The organism is Sorangium aterium (assembly GCF_028368935.1).
In the GTDB taxonomy this organism is placed as follows: Bacteria; Myxococcota_A; Polyangia; order Polyangiales; family Polyangiaceae; genus Sorangium; species Sorangium atrum.
In genome coordinates, this window is the sequence record NZ_JAQNDK010000005.1 from 833,615 (window position 1) to 852,020 (window position 18,406).

Annotated in this window: 14 protein-coding genes and 1 other RNA gene; 3 read left to right on the forward strand and 12 right to left on the reverse strand. The window is 73.6% G+C overall.

The features are described from left to right. Positions 1-2: 2 nt before the first annotated feature. Entirely contained in the window at positions 3-920 is a 918-nt protein-coding gene (locus POL72_RS41440; protein WP_272102383.1) for an alpha/beta fold hydrolase, read from the forward strand. A gap of 104 nt (positions 921-1,024) precedes the next feature. On the opposite strand, the gene POL72_RS41445 is transcribed toward POL72_RS41440, so the two are convergent. From POL72_RS41445 to POL72_RS41455, 3 genes are all read right to left on the reverse strand, one after another. Next, a complete protein-coding gene (locus tag POL72_RS41445) occupies positions 1,025-3,046 on the reverse strand; it encodes a hypothetical protein (protein WP_272102384.1) in 2,022 nt (673 codons plus the stop codon). Positions 3,047-3,157: 111 nt separating this feature from the next. Continuing rightward, complete coding sequence (locus POL72_RS41450; protein ID WP_272102385.1) at positions 3,158-3,763, reverse strand: hypothetical protein; 606 nt, start codon at positions 3,761-3,763, stop codon at positions 3,158-3,160. Between the two features lie 95 nt (positions 3,764-3,858). Beyond that, positions 3,859-5,475: an AMP-binding protein gene (locus tag POL72_RS41455; protein WP_272102386.1), complete on the reverse strand. Its 1,617-nt coding sequence runs from the start codon at positions 5,473-5,475 to the stop codon at positions 3,859-3,861. A 62-nt stretch (positions 5,476-5,537) separates the two neighbouring features. Between POL72_RS41455 and POL72_RS41460 the strand changes: the two genes are divergently transcribed. Continuing rightward, positions 5,538-6,317: an ExbD/TolR family protein gene (locus POL72_RS41460; RefSeq protein WP_272102387.1), complete on the forward strand. Its 780-nt coding sequence runs from the start codon at positions 5,538-5,540 to the stop codon at positions 6,315-6,317. A gap of 546 nt (positions 6,318-6,863) precedes the next feature. Continuing rightward, positions 6,864-8,255 (forward strand): hypothetical protein, encoded by a 1,392-nt coding sequence (locus POL72_RS41465; RefSeq protein WP_272102388.1) that lies wholly within the window; start codon positions 6,864-6,866, stop codon positions 8,253-8,255. 3 nt (positions 8,256-8,258) lie between these two features. Here POL72_RS41465 and POL72_RS51440 read toward each other — a convergent pair whose 3' ends face one another. From POL72_RS51440 to POL72_RS41510, 9 genes are all read right to left on the reverse strand, one after another. Continuing rightward, the gene (locus tag POL72_RS51440) at positions 8,259-8,798 is read right to left on the reverse strand and encodes a DUF2085 domain-containing protein (protein WP_272102389.1); all 540 of its coding nucleotides are present in this window, start codon (positions 8,796-8,798) and stop codon (positions 8,259-8,261) included. Position 8,799: 1 nt separating this feature from the next. Beyond that, positions 8,800-9,900: a uracil-DNA glycosylase gene (locus POL72_RS41475; protein WP_272102390.1), complete on the reverse strand. Its 1,101-nt coding sequence runs from the start codon at positions 9,898-9,900 to the stop codon at positions 8,800-8,802. A gap of 10 nt (positions 9,901-9,910) precedes the next feature. After that, on the reverse strand, positions 9,911-10,870 hold the full coding sequence (gene trxB / locus POL72_RS41480; RefSeq protein ID WP_272102391.1) for a thioredoxin-disulfide reductase: 960 nt from the start codon (positions 10,868-10,870) through the stop codon (positions 9,911-9,913). Positions 10,871-11,040: 170 nt separating this feature from the next. Then, the gene (locus POL72_RS41485; RefSeq protein ID WP_272102392.1) at positions 11,041-12,612 is read right to left on the reverse strand and encodes an OmpP1/FadL family transporter; all 1,572 of its coding nucleotides are present in this window, start codon (positions 12,610-12,612) and stop codon (positions 11,041-11,043) included. A 42-nt stretch (positions 12,613-12,654) separates the two neighbouring features. Then, complete coding sequence (locus POL72_RS41490) at positions 12,655-14,418, reverse strand: MXAN_5187 family protein (RefSeq protein WP_272102393.1); 1,764 nt, start codon at positions 14,416-14,418, stop codon at positions 12,655-12,657. A gap of 3 nt (positions 14,419-14,421) precedes the next feature. Continuing rightward, positions 14,422-15,264, reverse strand: coding sequence for a cupredoxin domain-containing protein (locus tag POL72_RS41495; protein WP_272102394.1), 843 nt, complete (start codon positions 15,262-15,264; stop codon positions 14,422-14,424). A 267-nt stretch (positions 15,265-15,531) separates the two neighbouring features. Next, positions 15,532-15,724: non-coding RNA, 6S RNA (ssrS, locus tag POL72_RS41500), on the reverse strand. Between the two features lie 301 nt (positions 15,725-16,025). Continuing rightward, a complete protein-coding gene (locus tag POL72_RS41505) occupies positions 16,026-16,913 on the reverse strand; it encodes an inositol monophosphatase family protein (RefSeq protein WP_272102395.1) in 888 nt (295 codons plus the stop codon). Further along, the gene (locus tag POL72_RS41510; protein ID WP_272102396.1) at positions 16,910-18,397 is read right to left on the reverse strand and encodes a UDP-N-acetylmuramate--L-alanine ligase; all 1,488 of its coding nucleotides are present in this window, start codon (positions 18,395-18,397) and stop codon (positions 16,910-16,912) included. The genes POL72_RS41505 and POL72_RS41510 overlap by 4 nt, the downstream gene beginning before the upstream one ends. Between the last annotated feature and the right edge of the window lie 9 nt (positions 18,398-18,406).

Here is an 18,406-nt window from a genome sequence, read left to right on the forward strand (position 1 = left end):
CTGTGACGAACGTCCACGCCGTCGTCTCCCGCCTTGGCCCGGTCGAGAGCGCGATCCTTGCGGAGCTCACCGCGGGCGCGCCCCCGTTCGCGGTGCACCGCCGCGCCGCGCTGAGCTCGACGCTCCGCTACCTGGAGGGCGGCAGCGGCTCGCCGGTGGTCCTCCTGCACGGCCGCGGGAACGCCGCGACGACGTGGTTCCCGCTGCTCCCCGAGCTCGCGCGGCGCCACCGCGTCGTCGCTGTGGATCTGCCGGGCTTCGGCCACGCGTCGTCTCCGCCCTTCGAGGGCGGGGGCTTCGAGGAAGGGCTCCGCTTCTTCGCCGATCCCGTGGAGGAGCTCCTCCTCGAGCTGGATCTCGGCGACGCCGCGCTCGTCGGCCACTCCCTCGGCGCGCTGGTCGCGGCGGAGATCGCGCTCCGCAAGCGCGCGCGCCCGCGGAGGCTCGTGCTCATCGGCGCGATGGGGGTCGGTCCCGTCATGACCGCGTGGAGCCGCGCCTACTTCCGCGCCCCGCCGGAGCGCCTGGCGCGGGTGCTCGGGCCCGCGCTCTTCCGCCGCAGCCATCCGCCGCGGCCCACCCCGCTCGGCGAGCGTCTGGCCGCCTTGCACAGCGAGTTTTACGCCGTGCCCGATGGCCGGGTCGCGCCCGTCGCCGCGTTCAACGCGCTGTTCCCCGCCCTCGGCGCTGTTCCCCATCGCCTCCCGCGGCTCGGCGAGATCGACGCGGAGACGCTGGTGCTCTGGGGCGAGCGCGACGACGTGTTCCCGGCGCCGATCGGCATCGCCGCGGCCGCGGCGATCCCCCGCGCCACGCTGCACATGGTGCCGCTCGGGCACGCGCCCCACCTGGAGGAGCCGGCGCTCGTCCTCCCGGCGCTCACGGCCTTTCTCTCGCCCGGAGCAGCCTTATCCCCGTAGCCCTCATGCGATGGCGCGACACCGCCGCGCCGTTCAGGAGGGGAGGATCGCGGTCCGGGATGGGAGGATCGCGGTCCGGGATGGGAGGATCGCCGTCGAGGGCCTCAGTGCACGCCGCCGACGAGCCACGCCTGCGCCGGGACGAGCACCTCTTCGGGCGAGCCTCCGCCCTGCGACGCCGGGCCGGTCGCGCTGCCGTCTCCCATCGGCGTCATGCGGAACCCGTGGTCGCCGAACACGAGCAGCAGCGTCCGCGGCGGCAGGCTGGCCATGAACCGCGCGACCACGTCGGCGACCTCCTCCGCGATGGCCTCGATCCGCTCGGCGAGCGGCGGGCCCGCGGCGCGCAGGCGCGCCTCCACGAGGTCGAGCTTCATCAGCTCGCGCGACCCGACCCGCTCGCGCCGCAGCGTCGCCACCGCGCGCCCGCGGGCGATGGCGGGCTCCGCCTCGCTCGGGGGCATCGTCTCGCGGAGCCCGTCCGGCCCGCGGGCGAGCAGCGAGATCTGCGCCGTCGTCGTCGGCGGCAGCGCCGCCCAGAGCAGCGATCGCTCCACCAGGATGGCCCGATCCATCATCATCTCCCTCAGGTGCGCGGCGACCCGCTCGCCGAGGTCGAAGCGCATCGCGTCCACGAGCAGGAGCTTCACCCCGCGCGCCCCGTTGAGCCGGGCGATGCGGGCGGCGATGTCCGGCGCATCGAACACCATGGGCGGCCGCTTGCCGGTCACGCGCAGCGCCGAGAACGCCTCGCGGTAGCTGTGCTCGAAGCTGGTCCTCCAGCTGTCGACGACGCCGCGCACCGCAGCGTCCGTCTCGCCGGCGAGCGTCGCGCCGAGCAGCGGCGTGTAGTGCGTCGCGAACAGCTGCTCGATGACCCGGACCGGCTTCGGGCCGCGGGCGTTGTCGAGCTCGACGGCGAGCGCGCGCCACTCCGCCGCGCTGAGGACCCGGTCGCGCGGCGCCTTCCGCTCCCGCCGCGCCTCCGGGGGCGCGTCGGCGTCCGCCTGGGCCGCGTCAGCGCTCGGCGCGCTCGGCGCGCTCGGCGCGGCCTCGTGCGCCCCTCGCGGCGGCCTGAGCGTCGTCCCTGCGCCGTGCTCCTCGTGCGGCGCGGCGGGCTCGGCGGCCGGCGCGACCGGCTCGGCGCTGGCGGGCGCCATCGCGGCCGCCTCGTCCGCGGCGGGCGGCGTGCTCGCGCCCGGCGCCCGCGCCGCGACGGCGCCTCTCCCGGCGACGGCCGCCGGCGCGTCCGCGCGGCGGATCCTCGAGGAGCGGGGGGGCAGCACGCCGCGCAGCCGCCCCTCCGTCCGCCCTTCGGCGGAGGCGGGCGACGCAGCGGCTCGGTGCGTCTCGGGGGCCGTCGGCCTGGCCCGGAGCGCCTCGTCCGGGGCTGTCGGCCCGGCCTGCAGCGCGTCGTCCAGCGCTGTCGGTCCGGCCGGGCGCGCGTCGTCCAGCGCTGTCGGTTCGGCCTGGAGCGCCTCGACCGGAGATCTCGCTGCGGCGCTCGGCTGCGCCGGCCCGACGGGGCGCTCCTCCCCGCGCGCCGCGAGGCTCCGCGCCTGCCCGCGCGGGGACACGGAGGAGATGGCGCCGTACCCGTCGCACGCGCTCCTCTCGACGAGATCCGCGAGGGGCACCGGCGCGAGCACCTGCGCGGACCTGTCGTCCGCGTCGAAGACGAGCGCGACGGGCGCCTCGCGCGCCGCGCCGAGCCAGGCGAGGAGCGTCGCGCTGTCGTCCGGGTGGATCGCGCGCGGCGAGGCTGCGCGCCCGCCCGCGAGGCGCGGCAGGGCGACGGCGAGGCCCGCGGCGCCGAGCGCCCTGGCGCGGAAGATCTGGTCCGCGATCACCACCTCGACCGGCGCGCCTGCCTGGACCCGCGGCGGCAGCGCGCCGCGCAGGGCCAGCGCGAGCTCGACGGCCTCCTCGATCGTCGCGCGGAGCTGCCCGTCGGGCGCCGCCGGGGCGCTCGCCCAGAGGAAGCGCTGTGACCTGAGCTCGCGCTCGGAGTCGGCGCCCTGCCCGCTCGGGGCGAAGCGGGCCGTGCCGCACGGGGGCGCAGGGGGGGACGTCGGTCGGCCCTCCTCGGAGGCGGAGTCGAGGCGGGAGACAGGATCGAGGCGCATCGCGCGGGACCCTCGCAGAGCTCGCGGAAATGGGCCAAGTTTCGGCGATCGCGCGACCGCCGACCGCGCCGGCCGCGGCATCAGCGGGCCTCGCCCGAGGCCGCGGCGGGCTTAGCGGGACTCGCGTGCGGTCTCGGCCATGAGGGCGAGCAGGGAGCAGGCGATGGCGAACCGGGCGTCGAGTCGCCCCTGGTTCATCGACAGGTCGAGCGTGAACTCCTTCACGAAGAACCGGAACACCTGCTTCACCTTCGCGACCTCCTGCTGGTGGAGCTCGATGTGCCACTTCCCGACGAGGAGCGGGAACATGCGGCGGAGCAGCGCGGCGCCGTCCTCCTGCATCAGCCCGACCGGCTGATCCGCAGGGTCGAGGATGTCCCAGGTGTCGCGGACGATCGATTTGAGCCCGCGCGAGCGGATGGTGCCGACGCGCTCGCCGGTGCGCGCGTCGAGGACGTCGAGGCACCGGTTGAGGGCGATGACCTGCCGCGAGCGGATCGTGAGCAGCGGCTGCGACTCCGACTCGTCCGCGAAGAGGGTGAACTCCTCACGCAGCTTGAGCAGCGGGTGCTTGACGAAGCAGACGAGGGAGCCGTCGGGCGCATAGACGTGGAACTTGCGGCCGAGCAGCGACCAGAAAGGCCGCTTGATCGTGTACGTGGGGTGCGAGAACGGTTGAACCGCGAGGCCGCCGTACGCGGCTTGGGCTTGGACCATGGGGCTGGCAGTCTGCATTGGCGTCGAGTAGGCCGGAGCCGAGCGCGTCGGTCAAGCGGCGACTACCGCGTCTCTACCGCGTCTCCACCGCGCGTCTACCGCGCGAGCGGGCCGCGCTCATCGACGGCGATCCCCGCGGCGATGGCCTTCACGAGCTCTGGTTTGACGACCTTGCCCATCGCGTTGCGCGGCAGGGCCCGCACGACGATCGACTCGCGTGGGACCTTGTAGGGCGCGAGGCGCTCCTTCGCCCAGGCGCGGAGCGGTCCGGTGGCGCACTCCGCCTCTCGCCCGGACGCGGCGACGACGACCGCGACGACGCGCTCTCCCCACGCCTCGTCAGGGACGCCGATCACCGCGACCTCGGCGATCGCGCCGTGCTCCCTCAACGCCTCTTCGATCTCGAGGGCGGACAGCTTGTATCCGCCGCTCTTGAGGATATCGACCGAGGTCCGCCCGAGGAGCCGGAAGCACCCGTCGGCCGAGCGCTCCGCGACGTCGCCGGTGCGGAACCAGCCGTCCTGGAAGGCCGCGGCCGTGGCGTCCTCGCGCCCGAGGTATCCCTTGAAGACGCTGGGCCCGCGGATCCAGAGCTCGCCTCGCGCGACCGCGGCGCTGCCGCCCGGCGCTGGCGGGTCGCCCGGCGGTCGTTCCCCCGGCGCCCACGCGTTGCCCGCGTCGTCCGTGATGCGGGCCTCGACGGTCGGCAGCGGGAAGCCGACCCAGCCTGCCCGCCGCGCGCCTGGATCGAGCAGGTTGCTCATGCCGACGCCGATCTCGGTCATCCCGAAGCGCTCGAGCGGGATCGTGCCGGTGAGGTCGCGCCAGCGCTCGGCGAGCGTCACCGGCAGCGCCGCGGAGCCGCTCGTCGCGAGCCGCAGGGCCTGCGCCCCGGCGGCGAAGCCGGGCGCGCCGCCCCGGTCGACGTGCTCGAACAGCCGCTGGTACATGGTCGGCACCGCCATGAACGACGTCACCGAGCGGCGCTCGATCTCGGCGGCGACGCGCCGGGCGTCGAAGCGCGGCAGCATCCTGGTCGCGCCGCCCGCGAGCAGCGACGTCATGAGCGCGATGACGACGCCGTGGAGGTGGTGCAGCGGCAGCGCGTGCAGCAGCATGTCGTGATCCGAGAAGCCCCAGGCCGCGCGCAGGAGCTCCGCCTGCACGGCCAGGTTCCGGTGCGTGAGCAGCGCCCCCTTCGGCTTGCCGGTCGTGCCGCTCGTGTAGAGCAGGAGCGCCGGATCGTCCGCGGCGATGTCGGAGATCGCCGCGTCGCGCCCCGGGGCGGCGCGCTCGAGATCCTCCACGCGGAGCACGGCGCGGCCCTGCGCGATCGGGGCGGCCACGGCGGCGAGATCGCCGTCGGTGATGATCCGCCGCACGCCGGCGTCGCTCGCGAGCCACTCGAGCTCTGCGGGCGGATAGAGCGCCGACAGCGGCAGCGCGATCCCGCCGGCGAGGAGCGCGCCGAGGAACGCCGAGACCCACGCCGCGCCGGGCGAAACGAGGAGCAGGATCCGCTCCCCCTCCAGCGAGCTCGGGTTGTCGGCCTCACCCGCGCCGCGCCCCGCGCCGCCGGCGAGCAGCGCGCCGCGGACGCGGAGGGCTCGCTCCAGCAGCGCCGCGAAGGGGGTCTGCCCCCGCTCGTCCTCGACGGCGGTTCGGGCGGACGAGCCGAGCTGCGCGAGCCGTTCGACGAGCGGGGAAGCCATCGCGCGGACTCTCGCACAGCGGAGGTGCGCGGAGCCAGGCCGGTTGGTTACACTGCCACGTCATGAGAGCTTCCTGCCTCCTTTTCAGCGCCTCGCCGCGCCTCGCGGTCGCCGCCGGCCTGATCTTCGCCGCGGGGGCGTGCGAGAGCGCGCCGAAGCCCTCGGGGCCTGGCGCGGCCGTGACGGCGGCCCCGAGCGTCGAGGCGCCCGTCGAGCCGCCGAAGCCGAAGGGCATGCCCGAGCTGCTCGTCGACTCCATGGGCCCCTACATCGGTGGCCAGCGCGTGGATCTGGCGCAGAAGGAGGGGCCCGAGAAGCTGACGAAGGTGATCCGCGAGCTGCCGATCGAGGGCAAGCCCGTGACGCTGCTGGCCGACAAGAGGGCGAAGCCGAGCGCGGTCGCCGCCGTCGTGACGGAGCTCGGCGCGGCCGGCGCGCCGAAGGTCGTCATCAAGACCGACGGGCGAGACGACCTCCCGAAGGAGATCACGGTGGTGCCCGAGGGGCGCGCGTCGAAGCCGCCTTCCTGCGCCGTCAGCACGATGGTGCTGAAGGACCTCGCGACGGCGATCTGGCCGTTCGGCGGCGGCCTGGGCAAGAAGCAGCGCAAGGGGCTCGCCGGCCCGGACCTCTCGAACACAGGCGAGCAGCTCACGAAGGACATCGCCGCGTGCAGCGCGACGGTGGCCTTCTTCTCGGCGGACGACGAGGTCCCCTGGGAGATGGCGCACAACCTGGCGGGCACGGTCATGGCTTCCGACGCGAAGAAGAAGCTCGACACGCTCGTCCTGCTCCGCGCTGCCCCGGTCGCGGGGCGGCCGGTGCAGCTCGGTGGAGGCTGACGTGCATGGCGCCGGGGGGCCCCATCGCCTGGACCGCCGTGCCTTCGGGGCGCACCGGCCACATCGGGCAGCGGGTGCGCTCGGTGCGCATTTTTTCGGAGGGGCTGTCAAAGGCGGCGGGGCGAGATCGCGTGTGTGCTCGTTCGAGCGCGGGTAGGGTTGGCTGGGGTGACCGCGGCACGATCCGGCACACGCGATGGTGCTGCGAAGGCACGGAAATGCGCGGCTGAGCGCTCGCCGTTGGGGTCGGCCTGGATCATGAATAGGGCGAGTCGCCGGTCCCCTGCGCCATCGGGGGCGTGACAATCACGGGAGGATGGTTCGGACATGTCGAAGCGACTTCTTGGATCGGCCCGCGCGAACAGGGGCCGGAGTCTCCGTCCCCGGGCCTCCCAGCCGCGGGTGTCGGCGGCGCCTGAGGGGCAGGCCGTCGCGACAAGGGACTCCGCGAGGCCGATCGCGAACGGCTCGGACGTCGTCGCCGAGGAAGCTGAGTGTTCCGCCGCTCCTGCGCCGGCGGCTGCCGCTGAGGACGATGCTCCCGCCGTGTCGCCGGCTCTCGAGGCGCCCGCTGCACCGATCGTAGCGGAGGTGGCCGCGGCCGCGCCGGTCGTTGCGGCCGCGCCGGTCGTTGCGGCCGCGCCGGTCGTTGCGGCCGCGCCGGTTGTTGCCGCGCCTGCGCCGGTCGTTGCGGCCGCGCCGGTTGTTGCCGCGCCTGCGCCGGTCGTTGCGGCAGCGCCGATCGCCGCGCCTGCGCCGGTCGTTGCGGCCGCGCCGGTTGTTGCCGCGCCTGCGCCGGTCGTTGCGGCAGCGCCGGTCGCCGCGCCTGCGCCGGTCGCAGCGGCCGCGCCGGTCGCAGCGGCCGCGCCGGTCGCCGCACTTGCGCCGGCGTCCGAGGCACTCACCGCGCAGCGCGCCGTTCCAGGTGGTACGGACGACGCGGACCCTGACAAGGCGCTGGATCACGACCTGTTGATCGTGGCTCGACAAGCCGGCGCCCCGAACCAGCCGGGTGCCCTTGCGTCCCCGTCCGATGAGCTGGCGCCCGACTCGGATGCGCTCGATCTGATCGACCCTTCCTCGCCCACGGCGGCGTTCTTCCGCCGCGAGGAGGAGGAGTCGTTCCCGCCTCTCGCCGAGGTGGCCAGCGGCCCCGACGATCACGCTGACGAGCGCCTCGTGGTGGTTCATCAGCTGTCGCCCGAGACCCTCGCCCGGCGCGCGCGCCTTCGTCGGATCGTCGCGGCGGTCGCGGGGCTCGCCGGGGTGATCTCCGTGGCGGTCGTCGCCAAGGCGGTGTTCTCGAGCAAGCCGTCCTCGCCTGCTCCGGTCGCGATGGCCGCGCCGGCTCCGAAGCCAGCGCCCGTCGAGACAAAGCTCCTGGCCGCCGCGGGTGCCCCCACTCCAGGACGGGCGAAGACGCCCGCGCAGACCGAGTCGGCGCTGATGGAGCCCTCTGCGAAGGGGGCAGGTGCCGTTCCCGATCCGGTGAAGGCGGCCGCCGAAGCGGAGAAGGCCGAGGCAGAGAAGGCTGCGGCGGAGAAGGCCGAGGCAGAGAAGGCTGCGGCGGAGAAGGCCGAGGCAGAGAAGGCTGCGGCGGAGAAGGCCGAGGCAGAGAAGGCTGCGGCGGAGAAGGCCGAGGCAGAGAAGGCGGCGGCGGAGAAGGCCGAGGCGCCGGCAGCCGGCGCCGAGGACGCGGGCAAGCTGAAGAAGGAGGCGCTGAGCTTCCTCAACCGCGGCAGGTACAAGGACGCGATCGAGGCGTCCCGCGCGGCCATCGCGGCCGATCCGAGCGACGCGCTGCCCTACCTCTACCTGGGCTCGGCGCTCCAGGACACGGGCAAGTGGAAGGATGGCCTCGCCGCGTACAGCGATTGCGTTCGCAATGCCACGAAGGGCCCCATCCACGAGTGCAGGGCCATGGGCGGCCGCAAGTAGCGCTCAGAGCGGGCGGCGAGCGATCTGCGCGAGGAACGCCGCGGACGCGGCGTAGCCGAAGGCCACGCCCGTGGCGAGGCGGCTCGCATGCCAGACGGGGCGCAGCCCGAGGTCCTGGGTCGCCACGTCGACCGCCATCAGCGCGGCGAGGGCGATGAGGATCGGGCGCCATGCCGTGATCGCCAGGCGAGGGCGCGCGATCGCGGCGCCCGCGGCGAACCCGGCGAAGATGCCAGCGCAGCGACTGCAGAGCGGCATGACGACGCCGTCGAGCGTGAGGGATCGCTCGGGCATCCGGTGGCACAGCGGCGCGAAGACACGATCGAGCGCTGCGCCGAGCTCTCCGAGCGGCGCGCGGCTCCGCGCGAGGGCGATGCACCAGGGCAGGGCGCCGAGGAGCACCAGCGCGCAGCGCACGACCGACAGCAGCGAGGGCTGCTCGGCCGGGCTCGATTCGCCGGGCGCGCGCGGCTCGGCGCCCGCGCCAACAGCGGCGGGTACCTGCGCCGCTGCCTGCCCGCGCCCGGAAGCGCACGCGGCCACCTCAGCCTCTGTCGGGCGCGCTCTTGCCGAGGTGGCGCATCACCTCTTTCAGATCGCTCCAGACCTCTCGCTTCGCGCCCGGCTGGCGCAGCAGGTAGGCCGGGTGGAACGTGGGCATGATCGGGATCGAGCCCTTGTAGAGCTTCCACGTGCCGCGGAGCTTCGTGATCCCCTCGCTCGTGCCGATCAGCCCCTGCACCGCGGTGGCGCCGAGCGCCACGATCACCTTCGGCTTGATCAGCGCGAGCTGAGCCGTGAGGTACGGGCTGCAGGCCGCCATCTCGGCCGGCTCCGGCTTCCGGTTCTTCGGCGGCCGGCACTTCACGATGTTGCAGATGTAGACCTCGTCGCGGTGGTACCCCATCGCCGCGATCATCTTGTCGAGCAGCTGCCCGGCCGCGCCGACGAACGGCTGCCCCTGCAGGTCCTCTTCCGCCCCTGGCCCCTCGCCGACGAACACGACCTCCGAGCTCGGGTCGCCGCGCGAGAACACCGTGTGGGTGCGGCCCTCGTGGAGCGGACACTTCTGGCAGGTGCGGACCTCCTCCGCGAGGAGCGCGAGGCGCGCCACGCGCTCCTCCTTCGTGTCCGGCAGCGCTGCGCTCGCGCGCGCAGCCGTCTCCGCGCGAGGCGCCGGTGCGGCGCTCACGGCAGGCCGGGGCGACGGCTCGGGACCCCGCTGCGCCTGCGTCGGCGACCACGCCCCCTGCGACTCGAGGCCGCCGCGCTGCTCAGGACGCGGGGAGGCGCTCGCGGCGCTCCCGCGCTGCTCCGGATGCGGCAAGGAGGCGCTCGCGGCGGCTCCGCGCTGCTCCGGAGGCGGCAGAGGGGCGCCCGCGGCGCCACCGCGCGGCGGCGGCGAGAAAGCCGCGTCGCTGCCCCCTCGCGCCACCGGTGGCGAGGGCGCATCCAGCCCGGAGAAGCCGCGTTCCGGCCGCCGAGGCGCCGGCGGAGCGCCTTCCGAAGAGGCCGCACCCAGCGCCTCGTGGAGCGCTGCAGGGTGGCCCGGCATTCCGTCTGCGCCGGTCGTTGCGTGCCATTCCAGGAACGCCCGAACCGAGGCGGTCAGATCGGCGAGCTCTTCGCGCAGCGCTTCGACCATGGTCGCCCCCTCAGTGGCCGCCCTGCTGCGCGAGCCAGCGCTCCGCGTCGAGGGCGGCCATGCAGCCCGTGCCAGCGGCCGTGACGGCCTGGCGGTAGTTCCAGTCCTGCACGTCGCCCGCGGCGAAGACGCCCGGGATGTTGGTGCGCGTCGAGCCCGGCACCGTCTTCAGGTAGCCGTTCGGGTGCGTGTCGAGCTGCCCGACGAAGAGATCGGTCATCGGCGTGTGGCCGATCGCGACGAACATCGCCGCCGCCGGCACGAGGTGGCTGTCGCCGGTCTTCGTGCTCTTCACGCGGACGCCCGTCACCATATCGGCCTTCACGTCGAGCACCTCCTCCACCACGTGGCTGTAGAGGATCTTGATCTTCGGGTTCTCGACCACGCGCTGGACCATCGCCTTCGACGCCCGGAACTCGTCGCGGCGGTGCACCAGCGTGACGCTGCTGCAGAGCCCGGACAGGTAGGTGGCCTCCTCCATCGCCGTGTCGCCGCCGCCGACGACCACGACGTCCTGGCCGCGGAAGAGCGCGCCGTCGCAGACCGCGCAGGCGCTGACGCCCTTGTTCTTGAGCTTGTCCTCGCTCTCGAGGCCGATGTAGTTGGCGCGCGCGCCCGTCGCGACCACCACCGCCTTCGTCAGGTAGAGCGTGTCCTCCACCCAGATCTTGAAGGGGTGGCCCGTCAGCTCGACCTTGGTCACGTCCGCCGTCACGATCTCCGTGCCCTGATGCGCGGCCTGGTCGCGAAAGCGCTGCATCAGCTCCTGGCCGGTGATCTTCTCGGGGAAGCCGGGGTAGTTCTCGACGTCGGTCGTGAACATGAGCTGGCCCCCCGGGATCAGGCCGCCGGCGCTGAAGCCCTCGATGAGGAGCGGCTTCAGGTTGGCGCGCGCCGCATAGATGGCGGCGGTGAGCCCGGCGGGGCCGGAGCCGATGATGACCAGGTTGCGGACGTTCGATTCACTCATGATGGAGGCATCTTATAGGCGCGACCGCCTTCCGCGTCGACCGCCCCGGCGGCCCGGCGCGCCGCCGCTGCGCCGCAGCTCCGCGCGTCCTGCGCTCCGCTCCTCCATGCCGGGGGCACGCCGGAGCCACGCCGGAGGTACGTCGGAGCCGCGCCCGAGCAGCCGCCCGCTCAGAAGCGCATGGTTCCGCTCAGACCGAACTCGTCCAGGCTGCTCTCGAAGCGGCCGCCGTTGACGCTCTGGATGCTGCGGTAGCCGCTCAGCGCAGCGCCGGATACGGCCTTGAGGCGCCCGTTCCCGCCGTTGTCCAGCGCACCGAACGACGTGTGCTGAAACGCTGCTGAAATGTCGACAGGGCCGACGCGCGCGGTCACGCCGGCCCCGACGCCGATCCGGTAGCCGAGGTGGAAGTCGAGGTTCAGATCGGCGTCGTCCTGCCCCTTGCTCTCGAAGAAGCCGCCTGCGCGCAGCGCGAGGAGGCTCGGGAGCACGACGTAATCGCCGCCGAGCCGGACCCCCAGGACGTCACGCCAGCGGTGCGGGACGTCGGCGTTGGGAGGCACCGTGCCCACGCTCGTGCCGCGGACGGGGATGCCCTCGCGGAACCGGACCTCGATCGCGTCGACCGCGCTGTTGTTGGCCCAGGTGAAATCGAGCTCCACATCGAAGACGTCATCCGCCATCGGATCGCGGATGCGGGGTTCGGCGGCGGAGGCGCGGCGCGCGCTCGCCGCGCTCCGCGCGCCGGCGCGGGGCCTGTGGTACCGGAGGCCGAGCTTCGCCTCCATGGGGATCCGCATCGTGAGATCGCCGGCGTTCTGCTCCTCGGTGACGTTGCACTTCGGCGCCTCGCCCTTGCAGGGGTCCTCGTCCTTGGCCCCTGCCGGCGTCCAGTAGCGAGACTCGATGGTGAGATCGGTCTTCGCCCGCACGGCGTCCTGCCACTTGAACCATGCGCCCAGGTCGAGGTGAGCCGCCGCCGCCCAGCGCGCGCCGAGGACGAAGCCTGGGATGAAGAGGTCGGTCGCCTTCGCGCGCGTGCGCAGATCGCCGTGCGCCTTGAAGTCGTCGCCGCCTCCGCCCGAGAGGGCCTCACTGAAATTGACGAAATCGATGGCCGCCGTGCCCCAGATGAAGCCGGCGCCGAGCGAGACCCCCTCCGCGGGGGTGAACCCGACCGACAGCGTGGGCATCAACATCAGGGCGTCGAGCGACGTGAGCAGGTACCGCTGGGGCGACGGCTGCGTCATGTCGCCGAAGCTCGGGTGCGTGTACCGGAGCGACTCCGGCCACGCCCGCTCGCCGACGCCGTGCGGGCCGAGCACCGCGACGCCGAGGGCGAGCGCGTCGCTCAAGCGCAGGGTCGCCGCGAGCTGCGGGTTCGGGAACAGGCCGCCCTCGGCGCACACCTCGGGGTCGGGGCCGCCGTCGCTGCCGGGCGCCGGGATCGCCGTCGTGGCGCTCGGCGGGACGGGGCGGCCGCCGGGGCCGAGCCTCGTGAAGCACTGGGCCAGCTGGATGAAGTGGACGCCGCCGTGGGCGCCGCTCCGCTGCGCGGCGAGCCCAGCCGGGTTGAAGTACGCGGCGAGCGGATCGTCCGCCCGCGCGACCCACGCCCCGCCGCGGCCGAGCTGGAGCACCCCGATGTCAGGCGAGTCGAGCCCCGACGACGCGCGCGCGGCGCCGGCGGCCACCATCGCAGCGAACGCGGCGCCCGCGGCGCCGGCAGATCCTCGTCTCATGACCCCCCGTCCCCGCCGCGCGGCGATCCCCGCCGCGCGGCCTCACTTCACCGGAGACGCCTTGAGCGCCGCCTTGCCGTCCTTCACGTAGACCGTGAAGCGAACACGCGAGCAGTTGTGGCGAGCCACGAGCGCGTCCTTGTTGCGCTGCAAGGTCCCCTTGAACTTCTCGAAGGTGAGCGCGTTCGTGGGCTCCCCGCACTGCTGCTTCACCGACAGGAACTCCTCGTAGACGGCGTTCCACTCGGTGAGCTCGTCCGGATCTCCCGCGCCGTCCTGCTGCGGCGCTGGCGCTGCCGGCGCGCTCGCCGCCTCGGGGACCGGGTTCGGCAGGGCGGGCGCCCCCGGCGCCCTGGGCGGCGGCGGCGGCGGCGGGCGCCGCGGCGGCGGGCGCCCGGGAGCGCCCGCGGGCTCGAGGGCGGAGATCGCCATCCCCGCGTCCGAGACCTCCTCGATCGCCTCGACGGGCTCCACGGAGTCGCGGGCCGGCGGCGGACCGCTGAGCGGGTGCGAGCCGGGCCGCCGCGTCGGGCCGCGCGGGCTCACCATGGGCTTCGGGTAGGAGGGGCGCGAGTCGGGGCGCGGCTCGCCGGGGCCGAGCGGCACCGAGAACGCGCTCATCGCCGGCTGCGTCGGGATCGGGCCGAGCACCTGCTCGAGGTCGGCGGCCTTCCGGGGCGCGCCGCCCTTCGCGGCCACCTTCTCGACGCCGTCGTTGATGTCGGCCGCGATCTTCCGGTACGCGCCGCGGAAGCGGCTCGGCGCCAGCACGTCGACCTCCCCCTTGGCGAAGCGCGCCGCCTCGCCGCGGAAGACATGGAGCGGCCGCGTGTGCTCCAGGAACGAGAGCACCAGCCCGATCGCGGCCATGCCGAGGACGCCGGCCAGGATCAGCACCGTCGGCACCTCGCTCTTGTCGTCGTTGTTCGCCTTGTCGAGGAAGTTGAGCGGCGAGTCGACGGACGCCGCGAGGCGGCCGACCGCGTAGCCGGCGCCGAGCTCCCACGCCTCGCCGGGCAGCCGCGCGTAGACGACGCCGAGGTGCTGGCCGATGACGCGGACCTCGGAGCGCCCCTTCTCGACGTAGTCCTTGTTGTCGTCGAGCAGCTTCAGATCCTGCGTGATCTGGTCGAGGTTCGCCTTGTCGAACCCCTCGGGCGCGCCCGAGGCGACGCGCGCCCCCTCGGCGTAGAAGCCGACGGCGGCGCCGGTGCGCTTCGTGACGGCGCGGGCGAAGGTGTCGTCGATGATCTTGGCGCCGATCACGGCGCCGACCGGCTCGCCGTTGACGTCCTGCTCGACGGGGCGCGCCACGACGCGGAGGATGCGGCCCTTCCAGACCCACGCGTCATCGCGGATCCAGCCGTGGAGGGCGTCGGCGACCAGCGGGTAGCCGCCGAGCTCCCAGTCCTCGCGGTGCTCGAAGTCCACCGACGCGATCACCCGCCCGGCCGCGTCGACGGCCCACACGTGATCGAACTTGAGGTCCGGGGGCACCTCCGCGGTCGCGGTGCGCAGCGCGGTGCGGGCCTTCTCGCGCAGCTCGGCGCCGGGCTTGGCCTCGGTCGACGACTTGGCCAGCGCGGTCCGCAGGGCCGGGTTCAGCGCGACCCGGATGAGCGCGCTCGAGCGCTTCCGGGCGTCGTCGTTGAGGAACCACTCGACCGCGCTGGAGTCGGCGCTGAGCGCCTCGCTCATCGCGCGGTGGCTCGAGCGGTTGTAGAGCTGCGCGGCGACGAAGAGGACGAAGACCGCGGCGCCGAGCGCGAGCGCGAGCACCCCGTACCAGAAACGCGACAGCAGCATGGCCTACTTTCCAGCCTCCGCGCTCGGTCCGCCGGTCTCGCCCACGACGACCGCGTCTTTGATGAACTGCTCGTCCGGCCCGGGCTTCACGATCGCCTCGATGGCCTTCCCGACCGGCTCGCCGTTGAAGTAGCCCTGCAGCGTGTACGTGCCGGCCTCGATCTCCATGGCGAAGTTGCCCTGGCGATCCGGGTAGGCGATGGCCACGGCCTTCGGCTCGACGACGATCCACGACCGGACGCTCGGGGCGAGTTGGTCGCGGAGCTCGTACTTGCCGGGGCCTGGCGGCGTCCAGGCGCGGGTCTTGGCCGCGGCGATCTCGACCGGCTGGAGCCCCTTGTTGCCGACGTCGTAGATCTTGTGCGGGAACGGGTCCTGGTTCTCGAACTGGATCTGCTGGCCCTCGGCGACGACGACCGTCACCGGGGAGGTGCGGCCGCCCGCGATGACGATCGAGCGCGGCGTCTTGAGCGGCGCGCCCTTCTCGCCGAGCGCGGCGATGCACAGCTCCTTCGGCGCGTAGCCGAAGAGCGCGCGGACATCGGCGCGGACGGTCGGGGACGGCTCGCGGAAGGTGTACCGGTTCGTCTTCGGGTCCTTGGCCTCGTTCCAGACCGGGTTCAGGAGCTTGGGCATGCCCGTGGTCCGGCCCTTGATCGTCACCGCTGCCAGGGCGGCCCCGGGCACGGTGAGGATCGCGAGCGTCAAGGCCAGGCGCCGGACGAAGCGCGAGCTGCCGGGGAGGCGGCGCGCGAGGTGGCCTGACGACCCAAACCGCGCTGCGCCGACGAGCGGGCGCTGCTCGCCGTGCTGCGCACCTGCAGATCGAGGGGATCTCGTATCCATCGCAGGCCCGAAGCTACCGGAAGGGGGATGAGAACGGAAACAAAAGCCGGGCCGTGCTCCGCGTGCCCCGCCTGAGCCGCCCCCCGGGCTCCCGTTCCTTGTGCGGTGTGCTCGGCCTTGTTTCGGGCCGCGCTCCATGCCGCGAGCGCCGCGCCCAGGCGGGGTACCCCCCGCCGTCAGGTGACGCCGCGGTGCGCCGGTCGCCGGGCGCATGTCGAGGACATCAAAAAACTGCGGGCCGCTTGGACGGCCCGCAGGAGAGAGATGTTCCGTACCGCCGAGGACGTGGGCCGAAGGACTTGAACCCCTAGCATAGCTGCTAGGTGGGAGCCTAAGTACCGCTTCAGGCTTCCCGGTGAATGGTTCCGGGCCTAGCTCACCACGGTATCGTTGTTGGCTCCCTGGTTCTTGCTTACTCGGGATTCAATCGTCCAGCGCCTCACGAAGTCGGCAGAGGGAACAACCATAGGATAGTTCACTGGGCGGCTCCGTCAACCGCTCTTCCGCACGTCCTCATGTTTTGCTCATGTTTGGATGGGCGCGCTCGCCGTTTGACGCTCTTGACTCTTGACGCTCGCCGTTCGCCACTCGTCGCACGGCACGTCGCACGTCGCACGTCGCTCGCCGTTCACGCCGCTCGCTTCGCCTCGCACGGGTCATGCATGAATCGCGCACGGATCTCGCTCGATTCGCTCGCGAGTCATGCACGGGTCAGGCATGAGAGCCTGACGGCGTACGGGTAGCCCCGAGCTGGCCGGCGCCTAGCAGGTCGGCGGGCCCGGGTGGGAGAACAGCGCGACGATGGCGGCATGGACGAGGCCGTTCGACGCCACGATGTTGCCTGTATGGTAGTTCGGCAAACCGCCGTCGAGCGCGGTGACGACGCCGCCCGCGCCGCGCACGATCGCGCTTCCGGCGGCGACGTCCCATGCATGCAACCGGCGCTCCCAGTACGCATCGTAGGTTCCGTCCGCGACCATGCAGAGATCGATGGCCGCGCTGCCGCAACGACGCACGGCCTGAGCGTTGCGCTTGACGGTCATGAAGGCGTCGAAGTTGTTGTCCGGCGCCCGGTCGCGGATCGGCGGGAAGCCGGTCGCCACCATCGCGCGCTGCAGCGACGCCGTGGCGCTGACCGCGCATCGCTCGCCGTTGCGGCGCGCCTCTCCGTCGATCGCCGCCGTGCTCACCGGCGCGCGAGCAGCGTCGCGCGGGCCTGGCTCGCGCGGCCGGAAGCCCGTCCAGCGCAGCCCGAGCGCGGGCGCGACGACGGCGCCGGCGACGGGCACGTCGTCATCCATCAGGCCGACGGACACGCACCAGAACGGGTGGCCGTGGACGAAGTTCGTCGTGCCGTCGAGCGGATCGACGTACCAGACGAGCCCGCCGCGCGGCTCCTCGCGGCGCGCGGCGCTCCGCTCCTCGCCGACGACGGCGACGCCGGGCGTGAGCGCGTCGAGCCGCGCGACGAGCAGGTCCTCGCTCGCCCGGTCGAACTCGGTCACGAGGTCGTGCGGCCCCTTCTCCTCCACGTGCAGGCCGCGCGGCCCTGCCCGGAACCCGGCCTGGACGAGCGCCGCTGCCTCCTCGGCGACGCGCAGCGCGATCGCGGAGAGCTCGAGCAGCTCGGCTGATCCGCGCCCGCTCATCGCGCCCCCGCCGACAGCGCGCCGCGGAGCTTCTCGTAGATGCCGCCGAACGCCCCGTTGGACAGGAGCGCGATCGTGTCGCCCTCCCGCGCGTCGCGCGCGATCGCGGCGACGATCGCGTCCACCGAGCCCGCCGCCTCCGCGCGCTTGCCCCCGCGCTCGAGGTCGTGCACCAGCCTGTCGAGATCGAGCCGCTCGCCGGCGGCGATGTCGGGGCGCCCGAGCGGCGCCAGCACGACGCGGTCGGCCGCGTCGAACGCGCGCGCGTAAGGCTCCTGGTGGAGGGCGCGGCACGCGGTCGCGCTGCGCGGCTCGAACACCGCCCACAGCGCGCCTCCCGGGTGCCTGGACCGGAGCGCGCGCAGCGTCTCGTCCACCGCGGTCGGGTGGTGCGCGAAGTCGTCGTAGACGCGGACCCCGCGCGCCTCGAAGAGGAGGTCCTGCCGGCGCCGGACGCCGGTGAAGCCGGCGAGCGCCGTGGTCGCGGTCGAGAGCGGCACGCCGAAGCCCTGCGCCGCGGCCGCGATCGCGGCGATGGCGTTGCGCACGTTGTGGTGCCCCGGCATCTGCAGGGCGAAGCGCCCGGCCAGGACGCCGCCGGCGTACAGATCGAACGACTGGCCGCTCTCGCCGGCCTCCGCGGGCGCGGCGAGCCAGTGCGGCGGCTGCCCGTGCGTGTCGTCGCCCTCGAGCGCGAACCACGCGACCTCTGCGCGCGCCGAGCGCGACACCACCTCGACGACCCGCGGATCGTGCGCCGCCGCCACGAGGAGCCCGGCCTCCGGGATCCGCTCGACGAACCCGCGGAACGCCGCCTCGTAGGACGCGGCGTCGGGGTAGATGTCGATGTGATCGTGCTCCATCGACGTGACGACGCCGACCTCGGGCTGGTAGTGCCAGAACTTCGGCGTCTTCTCGAAGAAGGCGGTGTCGTACTCGTCGCCTTCGACGACGAACGGCGTCCTGCGGCGACCCGCGCCCGCCTCGCCGAGGAGCGGCAGGCCGCGGCGGTCGCTCGCCGAGGAGGCGCTCCGGGGCAGGCGGAAGCTCGCCTCGAAGTTCTTCGGCAGGCCGCCGATGAGGAAGCCAGGGTCCCTGCCCGCCTCGTGGAGGATCCACGCGCACATCGAGCTCGTCGTCGTCTTGCCGTGCGTGCCGGCCACGACGAGTGCGGAGCGGCCGGCGAGCATGTGATCCGCGAGCGCGTGCGCCATCGTGGTCACCCGCATGCCTCCGTCGATCGCGGCGCGGGCCTCGGGGTTCGTCGGGCGGCAGACGTTGCCGATCACGACGAGATCGGGCCGGGGGTCGAGGTGCGCGGGATCGAACCCGGTCAGGAGGCGGATGCCCCACCGCTCGAGGGCCGGCCCCATGGGCGGGTAGAACGAGACGTCGGAGCCCGAGACGTCGTGCCCCGCGGCCTTGAAGAGCCCCGCCAGCGCACCCATGCCGGTGCCCGCGACGGCGACGAAGTGGACGTGCATCGCGGCGCA

Coding starts and splice junctions, on each gene's coding strand:
- POL72_RS41445 (WP_272102384.1), bottom strand. CDS start 3,046: ATGCGCCTCGATCCTGTCTCCCGCCTCGACTCCGCCTCCGAGGAGGGC.
- POL72_RS41450 (WP_272102385.1), bottom strand. CDS start 3,763: ATGGTCCAAGCCCAAGCCGCGTACGGCGGCCTCGCGGTTCAACCGTTC.
- POL72_RS41455 (WP_272102386.1), bottom strand. CDS start 5,475: ATGGCTTCCCCGCTCGTCGAACGGCTCGCGCAGCTCGGCTCGTCCGCC.
- POL72_RS41460 (WP_272102387.1), top strand. CDS start 5,538: ATGAGAGCTTCCTGCCTCCTTTTCAGCGCCTCGCCGCGCCTCGCGGTC.
- POL72_RS41475 (WP_272102390.1), bottom strand. CDS start 9,900: ATGGTCGAAGCGCTGCGCGAAGAGCTCGCCGATCTGACCGCCTCGGTT.
- trxB (WP_272102391.1), bottom strand. CDS start 10,870: ATGAGTGAATCGAACGTCCGCAACCTGGTCATCATCGGCTCCGGCCCC.
- POL72_RS41485 (WP_272102392.1), bottom strand. CDS start 12,612: ATGAGACGAGGATCTGCCGGCGCCGCGGGCGCCGCGTTCGCTGCGATG.
- POL72_RS41490 (WP_272102393.1), bottom strand. CDS start 14,418: ATGCTGCTGTCGCGTTTCTGGTACGGGGTGCTCGCGCTCGCGCTCGGC.
- POL72_RS41495 (WP_272102394.1), bottom strand. CDS start 15,264: ATGGATACGAGATCCCCTCGATCTGCAGGTGCGCAGCACGGCGAGCAG.
- POL72_RS41505 (WP_272102395.1), bottom strand. CDS start 16,913: ATGAGCGGGCGCGGATCAGCCGAGCTGCTCGAGCTCTCCGCGATCGCG.
- POL72_RS41510 (WP_272102396.1), bottom strand. CDS start 18,397: ATGCACGTCCACTTCGTCGCCGTCGCGGGCACCGGCATGGGTGCGCTG.